Origin of the sequence: Novosphingobium sp. KA1 (genome assembly GCF_017309955.1) — a bacterium.
GTDB lineage: Bacteria > Pseudomonadota > Alphaproteobacteria > Sphingomonadales > Sphingomonadaceae > Novosphingobium.
Map to the genome: position 1 here is coordinate 1,821,348 of NZ_CP021247.1, position 14,114 is coordinate 1,835,461.

The 14,114-nt window shown below is 60.6% G+C and carries 7 protein-coding genes; 3 read left to right on the forward strand and 4 right to left on the reverse strand.

Going from position 1 to position 14,114, the window contains the following annotated elements; translation table 11 throughout:
- Positions 1 to 139: 139 nt before the first annotated feature.
- The 4 genes from CA833_RS08950 to CA833_RS08965 form a co-directional block, all read right to left on the reverse strand.
- The gene (locus tag CA833_RS08950; RefSeq protein WP_207079863.1) at positions 140 to 454 is read right to left on the reverse strand and encodes a DUF736 domain-containing protein; all 315 of its coding nucleotides are present in this window, start codon (positions 452 to 454) and stop codon (positions 140 to 142) included.
- Between the two features lie 733 nt (positions 455 to 1,187).
- Positions 1,188 to 1,685: a hypothetical protein gene (locus tag CA833_RS08955; protein ID WP_207079864.1), complete on the reverse strand. Its 498-nt coding sequence runs from the start codon at positions 1,683 to 1,685 to the stop codon at positions 1,188 to 1,190.
- 62 nt (positions 1,686 to 1,747) lie between these two features.
- Entirely contained in the window at positions 1,748 to 2,167 is a 420-nt protein-coding gene (locus CA833_RS08960) for a hypothetical protein (RefSeq protein ID WP_207079865.1), read from the reverse strand.
- Between the two features lie 135 nt (positions 2,168 to 2,302).
- On the reverse strand, positions 2,303 to 4,345 hold the full coding sequence (locus CA833_RS08965; RefSeq protein ID WP_207079866.1) for a ParB/RepB/Spo0J family partition protein: 2,043 nt from the start codon (positions 4,343 to 4,345) through the stop codon (positions 2,303 to 2,305).
- Positions 4,346 to 4,827: 482 nt separating this feature from the next.
- Here CA833_RS08965 and CA833_RS08970 point away from each other — a divergent pair, with 482 nt between their 5' ends.
- The 3 genes from CA833_RS08970 to CA833_RS08980 all read left to right on the forward strand — a co-directional run bounded on the left by CA833_RS08970 (position 4,828) and on the right by CA833_RS08980 (position 14,114).
- Positions 4,828 to 6,057, forward strand: a complete 1,230-nt coding sequence (locus CA833_RS08970; protein WP_207079867.1) for an ATP-binding protein — start codon at positions 4,828 to 4,830, stop codon at positions 6,055 to 6,057.
- Positions 6,058 to 6,178: 121 nt separating this feature from the next.
- Complete coding sequence (locus CA833_RS08975; protein ID WP_207079868.1) at positions 6,179 to 11,344, forward strand: DEAD/DEAH box helicase; 5,166 nt, start codon at positions 6,179 to 6,181, stop codon at positions 11,342 to 11,344.
- A 4-nt stretch (positions 11,345 to 11,348) separates the two neighbouring features.
- Positions 11,349 to 14,114, forward strand: coding sequence for a DEAD/DEAH box helicase (locus CA833_RS08980; RefSeq protein WP_207079869.1), 2,766 nt, complete (start codon positions 11,349 to 11,351; stop codon positions 14,112 to 14,114).

Sequence of the window (14,114 nt, forward strand, 5' to 3'; positions counted from 1 at the left end):
ACGGGCATAAAGCTGGATCAGGACGTGCAAAGCTGCAAAACCTGAAAACCGTGTATCCTGATTGCTGTATTCTCTTGAAGGCGCGGACAAGCATGACGAAGCCCCGCTCAGGTGAGCGGGGCTTCGGAGGTGTCCGGGCTCAGTCTCCGGAGCGGCGGGACCAGATGAGGTTGTGGGCCTCGCCGCCTTCGTCTTCGACCAGGCTGGCGTAGATCGGGGCCGGGAAGCTCGGATCGTCCAGCTTGACCGAGAGATATTCGCGGCCGGTTTCGCGGGCGGTCTTCTTCCAGGCCGCGCCGAACTCGGTGGCGCCGGCGAAGATCCGATAGTCGGGGCCGCGCTCGCTTTCGCCTTCGGCCGGGACGAACTTAGCCTTGACGTTGAGGGTCAGGGTCTTGACCGTGCCGGTGATGTCGCCGTTCGCAGTCTTGGTGAAGGTGCCGATGGTTGCCATTGTCGTGTCTCCGTTCCTCGGACCGCGCCTATCGCGACCTCGATGGCGGTCGTGAGACCGGAGGCGATCAGCCCGCACCCACAGGGCCGGAACGAAGTGGAGGACGGCTGACGCCGGCCTTTTTGCTTCGCGATGCAAAGCGCGCTCGCGCGTGGCGGAAAAAAGCCGGTGATGGACGTTGCGGGAGGATGATCGAGGCGAAGCCGGTCTTCGGTCAGACCCATGCCTTTCGAGGACGCCGTAGGTGCGCCCCTGCAGAACGGCAGAGAAACGATGATGCGATCTCGGCCCCTGTTACGCGATGAACCTGCGGATGGCATCTCCGTCATGGTCTACGCTGTTCCTGAACAAGGCTGGCTTCTCCTATCGGCGCTGGCGACGGTTGCGGCCATGCGTCAAGGATTGCGGACGCCAACGAGTTTGGAACTGCTGAATTGGGCACCCCCGTCCGGTCTCACTATCACACGGCAATGCGGGATGGACCGTCGCTCCAAGCGTGATTCGCTATTGCGGGCGATGGAAAGGGCGGGGTTCGCAAAAACTGAGTCCGCCGCCCCGGAGACCGCGGCAAGACATCGTTCCCGTTGTTGCGGGGCTTCACGCGATCCGTAGCCGCTTCTTGCGTTAGCGATCGATGCCGAATGGCGGAAACGCGACCCTGGGCGTGGTTCCGGCGCAGCCGAGAGCGCGGCCCGAAGGGCAACGCCCAAACTGATGCACCAATGCAGAGCAATCACACCTGCTGACTGGGATACAGTTCCCGGATGATGTCTGTGACGATCTCGAATGTCGTCAGAAACAAGGGCGGGTTCAGTATGGTATCACTTCCATGCGCGAACATATTTCGCATTTTGCTGAGATATTCGATCTCCGCTGAAATTAGATTTTGCTCTTTAGCCGATTTCAGCAACTCGTCGAGCATGGCCGGGCGAGGTCGTCCCTTGCTGTTTACTCGGCCAGCAAATTGATGGCCGATCCGTTCGCGTAGAGCCAATTCAAGGCAGGGAAACGTCTGGCTCGCCGCCAAGGTCAAAAGATCATACGAGAAATAGGCATAGATATAGGCGTGCCGAATGGCGTCATGAGATCGTCGGACGGAATCAGGAAGCGAAACGGGAAGCTCGAACGCGCGCATATCCCTATGAAGGTCTTGAAGCGTGCAGCCGATAAATCCGGCGTCCCCTGAAAAATAAGGGTCTGGCTTGGCAAGGTCGGACACACTCTTCAGCACAGGATGATTCTTTCATTCGACGTAAGCTCAAGCAATGATGGCACAAATCATAGCGCACTTCGTCATCTACGATGAATCGGTTCTGCTTTGGCTACCAGCCGCATCAGCGCCGACGCCCCGGTCCCGCCGCCGCCGATCAGGCAGAAGATCGTGCGCCAGACCTCGGAAGGCACGGCCTCGCGCGTGATGCCGTGAACCAGTGCATAGCCCGCAACTGCGGCAGGCGCTGCGAAAACAAACGCGATGGCAAGACGCAGGATCGGCGGGCGCACGACCATGAACAGGACGATCAGCAGACCATAGGCGGCAGCCCCCGCCACCAGCCCGACCGAGCCCGCGCCGATCAGGCCGGAGCCGGAGGCATAGGCGCAACGCGCCACCTCCACGCCGAGCATGAAGGGCAGCGCATAGACGGCGAGTGTATAGGCCAGGACACATAGACCGGCGACCAGCGCGACGGTCATCAACATGAGCACAATCATCGCACGGTCCTCCTGAACCGATGACGGCCACGGTCATCGGATCGGTCGCGCGGGGTCGATCCTCGCGCGACCGCGATTTTTCTGAGGGTGGAAAACAGGATGGCCGGGACCACTTGCACGATCCCGGCCCGGTCCTCACTCAGCGGCTTGTAGGTAGGCGTCGGCCTCCGGCTCGGCGGCAGGCCGCGCGGTGCGCAGCACGGTCGGCAGCCAGCCGGTTCCGGCCAGAAGCTGTTCGGCGGCCTGCACCATCTCCGGCTTCTTCAATCCCGCGATCCGCTCGGCGGCCTCATCGCTGACGGCTTCCCGCACGGCGGCGAGGATATGCGCCTTGGTGACGCGACCAAAATAGGTCTGGCCGGTCGGGGTCCAGTGCGCCGTCATGTCCAGCATCGTCGCCGTCGCCAGCTTTTCCGCCGTCGCGCGCGCGTTCGGCTTCTGCTCCCACTGAACCCTGACCGCATTGATGGTCAGCGATGCGCAATGCGCGAGCAAGGCCATGAGGCTCACATGGTCCAGACCGGCGACGAAGGCCCACAGGTCCGCTACGTCGCGGGGCATATCCGATGCCCATTCGGCATGACGATCCGCCAACGCCTTCGCGGCGGGCGTGTCCTCGATGCCGTCCGCATGGGAGGCGAGATAGGCGCTGCTCAACCGGATTTCGAGGCAGGACGCTTCCCCGCCGCGATAGAAGGTCTGCGCCGCCAGCGCGTGAACCACGGCGACAAGCGCCGTATCCGGCTGCTCGCCAAGGGCGAGGCGCAGGCCAAGGGTGCGATGGGCGGTCAGATCGCGGATGAGAAGGTCCGACAGCGGCTTTCCCGCATCCCCGGCTTCCTCTTCCTCGGTCTCGAGCGCGGAATCTGACCGCTCGTCCTCGTTCCCCTCGTCCCCGACGATCACCCCATCCTCGTTGACCATCACGCCATCCACTTCATAGGTGGCGCTTTCCGCTTCCTCCGGTTCCGGTGCTTCGTCCTCGGCGCGGATGAAACCACGCTCGATCCGGGCCGTGCCGTCATGGTTGAGGATGACGAACACGCCGCCGCGCGCGATCTCATCGGCGTCATAGGCGTGGCGCTTGGCGTCAATCCGCTCGATCTCGGCTTCAAGCTCCGCCAGCCGCTGATCCACCTCGTCGGGAAGGTCCACGTCCGCGTTCTGCCATTCTGCCGACAGGCGCTCCAATTCCTCCTGCGCGGCGTCATAGGCGGCGGCATCTTCCTCCGACAAATCCACCGGATGCGGATAGCTGCGGCGCAAGCCGTGGGCATGGGGATAGTCGATGTGAGCGGCGGTCCACTTCCATCCTTCTGCGGCCTGCACCTCGGCGGCGATGTCTTCCAGCTTTCCGATGACAAGCCGGTCGAGCAACGCGGCATCCTCGAAATAGCCGCCCCGATCCTCGGTGAAGAGGTCGCGGATGATCGTGCCGCCTGCCTCCGCATAGGCGTCCGCCCCGACGAAACGCGCCCGCCGTTCGGTCGCCTCCACGTTCGCCTTGGTCAGATCACGCCGGATCGTCGCGGGTTCGCGGTTCCACGACAGGTTATTGAAAACCAGTTCCTGCCGGTCATGATCCTCGGTGATGGCGAAGGCCATCAACTGATCCAGCGACAAGCCGTCATCCCGATAGACCTGCATCAGCTTCGGGCTGACAGCGCCAAGGCGAAGCCGCTGCTTCACGACATAGGCAGAAACCCCGAACCGGGCGGCGATCTCTTCCGCGCCCCATCCGCGATTATCCGCCAACTCCCGGAACCGCTCGAACTGATCGGCAGGGTGCATCGCCTCGCGGGTGACGTTCTCGTCAAGGCTGATTTCCGCAGCGTCATTCTCGGTGTCCAGTACGCAGCGGATGCCTTCCGTCTTCTTGATCTGCTTGCGCTTCACGCGCAGCAACTGCGCGAGCCTGCGGCCTTCTCCGATGGTCACGAAATAGCTGCCGGTCGGTTCGCCCTCCGCGTTCGTCTCCGGCTCCACCACCAGATTTTGCAGCATACCCTTCGCCGCAATGCTGGCCGACAGCGCTTCGATATGGGCTTCGCTGTGCGGGGTCTTGCGGGCGTTGCGGGGCGACTTCTTCAACTTGTTCAGCGGCACGAACAGCACCGCGCCGTTTTCGGCGGCGGGGACTTCGGAAGCCGTGGCGGTCGTTTCGATGGTGTTGGTCATATTCTTGATCCTCATTGGCTTGGGTTGGAGCGCAGCGCTGCGCTGCAACCCTGGCCGTCGCCGAGACCGGGGGGTGCAAGGAGCAAGGGCGGGCGGGACGGAGGGGGATCACCCAGCCTGCACAGAACGGAGGAACGACGTGGAGGAAGGCTGGGGATACCGTCCCGGTCGAGCGTTAGCGATCCCTTGCGCCGCGCCAGGGGGCGGCGCCCCCAAGCAACCCGCTCGGCATGAGCGCCAGCGGGCGCCGGGCATAAAGCTGGATCAGGATGTGCAAAGCTGCAAAACCTGAAAACGGCAAATTCTGATCTCCGCGGGCTTCGCGGCGGGTTTTGAGTGCTTGCCCATTCATGGGAAATCTCCATGACGGGCGCCGGAAAGCCTCTTTCCCTGATCGCGACCTTTGCGTTACCAATTTGCGGGCCATTGACTCCCAATTTGCCGAGGTAGATAGTCTCAATCTGCTGAGTCTTGGAGCTGGCATGTACGAACGGTTTGTAGAACGGCGGGCGGAAGAGGCCCTCGCGGATACGCCCGTGGTCCTGATCGTGGGGCCGCGCCGTGCCGGCAAGACCACGCTCGTCCGCAAGATGGGCGAGACTGGTCGAACATATATTACCCTGGATGATCAGACGGCTCTCGCAGCCGCGCAATCCGATCCGGCCGGTTTCATCCGTGGGCTGGATCAAGCCATCATCGACGAAATCCAGCGCGCCCCTGACCTACTACTGGCCATAAAGAAGACGGTCGATGAGGATTATCGGCCAGGACGATTCCTGCTGACGGGATCAGCGAACGTCCTGACCCTGCCACGGATCGCGGACAGTCTGGCCGGACGGATGGAAACTATCCAGATGTTGCCGCTGGCCAAGTCCGAAGTCGAAGGCCGGACACCCACATTTCTCGAACGGCTCTTTGAGGGCAAGCTCCAGAGTCAGCGGAACGCCATCGTCGGTGACGATCTGGTCCAACTTGTCCTTCTAGGGGGCTTTCCCGAAGCGATCAGCCGTGAAACCGAGCGGCGGCGCCAAGACTGGCTGCGCTCCTATCTCACGTCGATTCTCACGCGCGACCTGCGCGATATTGCCGATGTGGAGAAACTGACCGAGCTGCCGAAATTCGTGCGGCTTCTGGCGGAGCACTCAGGCCAGTTGGTCAATTATTCTCAGTTCGCAGCCGGGATCGGCGTCACCCATAAGACCGGACAGCGCTATGTTGGGCTACTCGAACAAGTCTTTCTGGTCGCAACGGTGCAACCTTGGTTCACCAATGCCCTGAAGCGTATCGCCAAGACACCCAAGCTGCACTTCCTCGATTCCGGCCTGTTAGCGACTGTTCGTGGTCTGACATTCGACAGGGTGAAGGCCGATCGCGCGACATTTGGCGCGCTTCTGGAGAGCTTCGTGTTCTCGGAGGTGCTGAAGCTGATGAGTGCCTCGGATTTGCGGGTAACGCCGCATCATTTCCGGGATCGCGACATGCGTGAGGTCGACATCGTGCTGGAACGCGACGACGGCATGATCGTCGGAATCGAGGTGAAGGCCAGCGCCACTGTCAAAGCCGGTGATTTCGGAGGGTTGCGTGCCTTGGCCGAGGCCTGCGGAGATCGCTTCGCCTTTGGTGTGGTCCTCTACGACAGCGCGGACGTTGTGCCGTTCGGCGACAAGCTGGTGGCAGCGCCTCTGTCATGTTTGTGGAGCGCCGCGGCATGAAAATTCGCGAAAAGCAGGAAGCGCAAAAAATCCGGCAACCAATGCTCTTGCGACAGTCAGCGTTCGGAAAGTCTGTCAAGAATCAATATATATTAAGCGTTTTGGTGGAGCATCTCGGCCCATGAAAGCTTTTCAGTTCAATCATAGGCTTATCGATTCATACGCTCGCTTCTCGCGGTCATTTAGCACTGTCCGATCCGATGATCTGAAAGCTGAAATTGATAGGAAATATGACAACGGCCATTTCTGGCCCGATACTTTGCTGTCTATTAATCCTCGCTTTCTTAAGGGAGCGACGGCGGACGAACTAGTCGCTTCCGGCGACCTCGATGAAGCGACGGGCAAAATATTCCGATTCGGGTCAACACCGCTACGATTTCACCGCCACCAAGCCCAAGCGATCGCCAAAGCTCGCGCGGGGAAAAGCTACGTAGTCACGACAGGAACAGGGTCGGGTAAATCGCTCTGCTTTTTCGTGCCGGTTGTCGACTCGATTGTCCGTGCGCGGAAAGCCGGGAAGCCTCGCAAGACCAGTGCGATCATCGTTTATCCGATGAACGCACTTGCCAATAGTCAGATGAACGAGATCGAGAAGTTCATCTCGCAATCCGGGCTTCCGAAGGAATCCAAACCGGTTGTGCGGCGCTATACAGGGCAGGAAAGCCAGGAAGAGCGGCAGCAGATCGCCGACAATCCGCCGGATATTCTGCTCACCAACTTTATGATGGCCGAACTTCTCCTGACGCGACAGGACAGTCTCGACACGAAGGTCATTGAGAACGCAAGCGGCCTAGACTTCATCGTCCTCGACGAACTCCACACCTATCGGGGCCGTCAGGGCGCCGACGTGGCCGTTCTCGTCCGACGCCTCCGCAATCGCTGCACACCGGATAAGGCGCCAATCTGCATCGGCACATCGGCTACCATGGCGAGCGAAGGGTCGGACGCAAATAGAGCCCAGGCCGTAGCAGATGTTGCGTCCCGCCTTTTCGGAGTCACCATCGGACCGGACTCTGTAATCGATGAATCTCTGGAACGCGCAACGGATGACCGGCTGAAGCTGGATGACGTGCGTTCGAAACTGACTTCCGTGCTTACATCACCAATGCCCGATGAGTTGACCGACGAGGTGTTGAAGCAGCACCCCTTGGCGGTTTGGACGGAATTGGCGATCGGTTTGGATGATGGTCTGGAACTGAAGCGCAAGAAGCCAATTCCATTCGGGGAAGCGGTGGAACTTCTATCACAAGATAGCGGCACGGAGGCGGAAACCTGCCGGCATTATTTTGAGGCATTTCTGACCCGTATTAGCCTGCCGGAAACTGATCGAGGCGGTCAGGGAGCCAGCGCGTTTCTGGCATTCAAGCTTCATCAGTTCATATCGGGCGCAGGCGAAATCTTCGTCACATTGACCGAGAAGCCCAGAAACGTGCTCTTTGAGGGGCAACTCGAAGACCCTGACGCGCCGGGACATCGTCTTTATCCTACGCGCTTCTGCCGGGGGTGTGGGCATGAGGTTCACGTTGTCACCAGAACGGATGATGCCTCAGGCGTTCTATTCGTTCCCAGAAACATCGACGACGCCCCCCTCGACGATCAGGAAACTGAGACGGCCGGCTATCTTATCCCTGACGGCGACGGCGATCCCGACTACATCTTCACGGGCGAGATCGAAACCTATCCCGAAGATTGGCGCGAAGAGCGTCACGGGATTGAGCGCCTGCGGGCGAACAGAAAGGGACGAGTGCCGCAACAGTTCTCGGTCGCCCCCGATGGCCGCCCCGCGTTAACGGGCAAAGCCTTCTGGTTCATCCCCGGCAAATTCGGCTTTTGTCCCTGCTGCCTCGATCAGCCTCACCCGAGCATGAGAGAACGCAGCAAGCTTGCGGGCCTGTCGGGCGAAGGACGCAGCTCTGCCACGACTCTGCTTGTTTCGACGGCTCTGGAATGGATGAACAGCCACAATAGCGGCGTTCCCAAAGAAAAGCGAAAGCTCCTTGGCTTCACCGACAACCGGCAGGATGCCGCGCTTCAGGCAGGCCATTTCAACGACTTCCTGTTCGTCAGCCTACTACGTGGCGCGATCCTACGCGCGGTCTTGGATGCTGGTAATGATGGGATAACGGAAGACGAATTTGGTCTGAAAGTGGTCAAGGCGCTCGGCTTTACCGCGAGTAACAGGGAGGCCCGCATCCATTGGATGTTGGATGCAGAAGCTGGAGCCGTGGTTCGCGAAGACGCGCAGCGATCCCTCGCAAAGGTCCTGGCTCACAGACTCTGGACAGATTTGCGGCGCGGATGGCGCTACACGAACCCGAGTCTCTCCGTCCTCAAGCTAATCGATGTTTCGTTCATCGGCCTTGATGAGGTCGCGGAGGATTCAGAATGCCTCGGGGCAATCCTGCCAGCTTTGACCACTCAGAGCGTTTCGCAGCGGAAAGAAATGCTGAAAACGCTTCTGGGCGCCATGCTCGACGGCTTGGCAGTGGGAACCGAGGCGCTCGATCTAACAGTCCTCGACACCGTCGCACAGAAATCCAGAAATCTCCTGCGCACACCCTGGTCCATCGACGCGAAGGAAAACCCAAGGAGCCGTACGACCCTGTTTCTTCAGGCTCCGGGCAAGGATCGGGTGGGGCTCCGGGAAGAGCAAACGATCGTTCGTGCCGGGCATAATTCCCGTATCGGACGCCTGATTAATCGCAGGGACTTTTTCGGAGAAAAGCTTGGCAGAGACGACTATCTGACGGTCTTGACTGGCCTGATGGAGCTTTTGGCCCGCGAGGGGCTGGTGTCGCGGGTTGACATAGAGGCGGACTTGCAAGGATGGCGCCTGTCACCATCGACCGTTCGGATTGTCCCTGGTGAGGCCGTCCGGTCTGGCACGGCCAAAGGAAATCGCTATTTCCACGATCTGTATCATCAGATTGCCGCTGATCTGAAAGCTGGTGGAAGCGGCTTTTGGGGGCTTGAGGGTCGTGAACATACGGCGCAGGTTTCTCAAAGACAGCGCGAATGGCGCGAATGGCGTTTCAGATACGAAAAGGAAGACCGGGAAAACCTCGCCCAGTACGCCGCCGAACTCAAGGCGGTGGGGGAGTCAGACCAGTTCCTTCCAGCTCTCTTCTGCTCTCCGACCATGGAGCTTGGCGTCGATATTTCGGCGCTCAATGCCGTCTATTTGCGCAATGTGCCGCCGACGCCGGCGAACTATGCGCAGCGCGCTGGTCGCGCCGGCCGTTCCGGACAGGCCGCCGTCATCGTGACCTATTGCGCTGCTCAATCGCCGCATGACCAGTATTTCTTCGAACGGCGCAATGAGATGGTGGCCGGTGTCGTTCGCCCCCCTGCGCTCGACATCACAAACGAAGAGCTTGTGCGTTCACACCTGCACGCCATTTGGCTCGCTGAGGCGAAACTCGCCCTCTCACCGGATATCCCAGAAATCCTTGATCTGACAGGGACCGGCTATCCGTTGAAGCAGGAAGTCCACGACATCATCGATCCGCCCGCACTCGCTGCGGCGGCCCATGCGCCGATGAAGCGAGTACTTGATCAAATTCTTGCATCCGTGGATGGCCGAAAGCCAGCTTGGATGAATGATCCCGACGATTTCGTGTCTGCTGTCGCTCAACGTGCGCCCGAGGACTTTGATCGTGCCTTCGACCGTTGGCGCGAACTCTACAATTCTGCTCGAACGCAATTGATGGAAGCCAATGCGCGCTCCGAGATCACGGGGCTTTCCGGCGCAGATCGTCGTCGTATCAAAGCGGCGCAGATGCAGGCGAGCGACCAGATCACCATTCTGGAACAAGGCAAGGCCTCGAACGGATCGGACTTCTATTCCTACCGCTATCTTGCGACCGAGGGCTTCTTACCGGGCTACAATTTCCCGCGCCTACCTCTCTATGCCTTTATCCCTGGCGAGGGCAAAGCGGGTTCATTCCTCCAGCGCGCTCGTTTCCTGGCCATTTCGGAATTTGGGCCACGCAGCCTGATCTATCATGAGGGGCGTGCCTATCGAGTCATGAAGGCGAAGCTGCCGCCGGAAGTCCGGACGGGGGATGGGGCTGAACTGGCCACGAAAGACATCTTTATATGTTCGAACTGCGGCGCCTGCCATGACGGAGAGGTTGAACGGTGCCACGCCTGCAATGCGCCGATGGCGGGCGAAGTGCCGGTACAGAGAACGCTCCGCATCGACAATGTGGAAGCGGCCCCGGCCGAGCGGATCACGGCGAACGACGAAGAGCGTGTCCGGCAGGGCTTCGACATACAGACCGTCTTTTCCTGGCCGAAACGGGACGGTCGCACGCAAGTTATCGAGGCCGACTTCCGCTGTGAGGACGTCTCGATCCTCAATCTCCAATATGCGAACAGCGCCGAGATCAGCCGTATCAACAAGGGTCTGAAACGACGCGCCAATCAAACCGTCTTCGGCTTTCACATCGATCCGCGTAGCGGCTATTGGGCAAAGTCGGACGACGAAGATCCCGATGTCGATGTGCCGCCGGATGTGGTGAGGCCGGTTCGGATCGTCCCGATCGTGCGTGACCGTAAGAACGCGCTGCTGTTCCGTTTCAACAATCCTGCCGACTACGCGCCCGAGACCATTGCGACGGTCCAACATGCACTCATGAGAGGCGTCGAGATTGTCTTCCAGTTGGAGGAAGGCGAGATACTCGGTGAGCCGCTCCCCGCTCGCGACAATCGCCGCGCTGTCCTGGCCTATGAAGCCACGGAAGGCGGGGCAGGCGTACTGAGCCGTCTGATCGAGGATTCCCAGGCGCTCGGGAAAGTCGCTCGGGCAGCACTGATCTTGATGCATTTTGATAGGGTCGATGAGGCCATCGCAGCAGGCAATGCCAAGCTGCTCGTCAATCACGATGAGGAATCATGTGTCCGGGGCTGCTACCGATGTCTGCTGTCCTATTTCAATCAACCCGATCACGAGTTGATCAACCGCACCCATGAGGAAGCCAAGCAGATGCTGGTCGATCTCGCGCGGGGCCAGGTTGTACTGGCGGCGGATCAGCCAGCAGAAAGTGGGGAATGGGTGGACACCTTCAAAGCGGCGGGACTTCCTGCCCCGGATAGCTCCACCATGAAATTTTCCGATCAGGAAATGAGTTTTGCATGGCGCAGCCATTTCGTCGCCGCTTGCATTGTTCCCTTGACGGAAGCAACACGCCAAACTGCGGAGGCCAAGGGCTGGACGCTGTTTGAGTTACCGCAAGTCGTCACTGTGGGCGTGCCCGACGCAATGCGTTCGATGTTCGGGGAATAGAGTGATGACAGTGAATTTTGCCCCGGGAGATTTGGTTCGAGCACGCGGCCGTGAGTGGGTTACACTTCCGTCACCGCAGAACGGCGTCCTCACGCTCCGCCCCCTTTCCGGTAGCAGCAGCGATACCGTTGTTCTCGACCCGACGCTCGAACTTCTACCGGTCGAGCCGGCCCGTTTCGATCTCCCCGCAGATGCGGCCACGACCGTTCAGGCCAAAGCGGCATTACTGGCGGATGCGATGCGCCTGACGCTTCGCCGTGGCGCAGGCCCTTTCAGGTCGGCAGCCCAGCTCGCCTTTGAGCCGCGAACCTATCAGCTTGTCCCCCTGCTGATGGCACTTCGCATGGTGGCGCCGCGCTTGCTGATCGCCGATGATGTGGGCATCGGCAAGACGATCGAAGCGGGCCTGATTCTGCGCGAGCTGATGGACCGAGGCGAGGTGGATGCGTTCTCGGTGCTTTGCCCACCGCACCTCGTCGAACAATGGATCGGAGAGCTGAAGGCCCGTTTCGGCATTGACGCCGTTGCGGTCACGTCCAGCACCGCAAGCCGTCTTGAACGTGGTCTACCGCTCGCCCAGACTCTATTTGAGGCTTATCCTTTCACGGTCGTCAGCCTCGACTACATCAAGGCGGAGAAACGCCGCGAAGGCTTCGCGCGCGCCTGCCCGGATTTCGTCATCGTCGATGAGGCTCACGCCTGCGTCGGAACGCACAAGGGCCGGCAGCAGCGCTTCGATCTCTTGCAGGGTCTGGCGCGGAATCCGGATCGCAGGATGATCCTTCTGACCGCGACGCCGCATTCCGGGGACGAGGAGGCGTTCGCTCGTCTCCTTTCCCTGATCGATCCGTCATTTGCCTCAATGGACTTCGAGGACACGCGATATCGCGAGCGTCTGGCGCGCCATTTCGTGCAAAGGCGCAGGATCGATCTCGTTACCGGCGATTGGGATGAGGATCGCGCATTCCCGAAACATGAAACCACCGAGTTTGCCTATCACCTGTCCGGTGCTCATCGCGACTTTCAAGAGGCCGTCCTTGATTACTGCTTCGGTGTCGTCTCCAAGGCGGGATCGGGGCAGCGTGAGCAGCGCCTCGCCTTCTGGGGCACACTGGCCCTGATGCGCTGCGTCGGCTCTTCTCCAGCCGCTGCCTTGAGCGCGTTGCGGAACCGCATGTCGAGCGAAAGCGATCGCCTCGAACCTCAAATCTATGACGAGGACGGAGATGATGAGGACGCGGTCGATCTCGAACCAGGCACGGCATTCGAGGTCGATCCTGCGCTTCTCGCGCTGGTAAGGCACGCCGAGGAATTGGTAGGAAAAGCCGATCCGAAGCTGGCGGCTTTGATCGAGACGCTGACGCCTCTCATCAAGAAGGGCGCAAATCCCGTCGTCTTCTGCCGTTATCTGGCGACGGCCGAGCATGTACGCGATGGTCTGCGTAAAGCCTTTCCGAAGCTCACCATCGAGTCCGTAACGGGTATTCTCACACCGGACGAGCGTCGTGATCGTGTCGCCGACATGGCGGCGACGGGCGAGGAAAAGCCGGTCCAGCGCATCCTTGTCGCCACCGATTGCCTCTCCGAAGGGATCAACCTCCAACAGCTCTTCGACACTGTCGTCCACTACGACCTGTCGTGGAATCCGACCCGGCACCAGCAGCGCGAAGGGCGAGTCGATCGGTTCGGGCAGCCGGTGGACCTTGTCCGGTCGATCATGATGTTTTCGCCGGACAGTGCCATCGATGGCGCCGTGCTTGAGGTCATCCTTCGGAAGGCCGAGGAAATCCGCAAGGCAACTGGCGTGACCGTGCCACTCCCAGAGGAACGCGGGCCGGTGACGGACGCATTGATGGCGGCGATGATGCTGCGCCGCCGAGGGAGTCCCCAGCTCACGCTCGATCTTCGCTTCGAGGATAGCGTGAAAGCGGTGGAAGCGCGCTGGCGGGACGCTTCCGAGAACGAGCGGAAATCGCGGGCGCGTTTCGCGCAGAACGTCATGAAGCCGCAAGAAGTCGCACCCGAATGGGAAAAGGTTCGCGCGTTGCTTGGCTCACCAGCAAATGCGCGCCTATTTGTCGAGCGCGCCATGTCGCGCTTCGGCGCGCAGTTGGAAACCCGCAAAGCCGTGCTTCTGGCCCATGTCGACGCTCTCGATGCCGACCTGCGTGGGCGTTTGGCCGAACATGATCTGAAAGGAACGGTGCGCCTGGCGACGATGGAGCCTGCACCCTCGGGCACGGCGCTGCTCACCCGAACGCACCCGCTGACGGCGACACTCGCCGAGGCGCTGGTCGAAGCCTCACTTGACCGGGAATCTTTGTCCGGGCTGGGCATCGGTCGTGTCGGCGCGTGGCCGACCGCCACCGTCCAGCAAGTCACCCGCCTCGCGCTCCTGCGCATCCGCTTCAAGCTGACTGTCCATGCCCGCAAGGAACGGCTGTTGCTGGCAGAGGAAGCGGCGCTCGTCGCGGTGCAGGGCGCGCGGATCGTGGCTATCGGCGAAGAAGCGCGCGAACTGCTGAACGCGCCCGCGACGGCCGATCTTGCGCCCATCGCGCGGGACAGATTCATCGCCAAGGCCAAGGAGGAACTGCCTGACCTGCTCGAAGGGCCGATCGCCGAGTTCGTCCAATCGCGAGGGCAGGAGCTGATGGAGGATCACGCCCGCCTTCGCATTGCGTCCGGGTCCGCTTCCCGGGTCACTGTGGAGGCCGTATTGCCGCCGGATGTCATCGGCCTGTTCACGCTGATGCCGGGAGAGGCTTGA

Coding starts and splice junctions, on each gene's coding strand:
- CA833_RS08950 (WP_207079863.1), bottom strand. CDS start 454: ATGGCAACCATCGGCACCTTCACCAAGACTGCGAACGGCGACATCACC.
- CA833_RS08960 (WP_207079865.1), bottom strand. CDS start 2,167: ATGATTGTGCTCATGTTGATGACCGTCGCGCTGGTCGCCGGTCTATGT.
- CA833_RS08965 (WP_207079866.1), bottom strand. CDS start 4,345: ATGACCAACACCATCGAAACGACCGCCACGGCTTCCGAAGTCCCCGCC.
- CA833_RS08970 (WP_207079867.1), top strand. CDS start 4,828: ATGTACGAACGGTTTGTAGAACGGCGGGCGGAAGAGGCCCTCGCGGAT.
- CA833_RS08975 (WP_207079868.1), top strand. CDS start 6,179: ATGAAAGCTTTTCAGTTCAATCATAGGCTTATCGATTCATACGCTCGC.
- CA833_RS08980 (WP_207079869.1), top strand. CDS start 11,349: ATGACAGTGAATTTTGCCCCGGGAGATTTGGTTCGAGCACGCGGCCGT.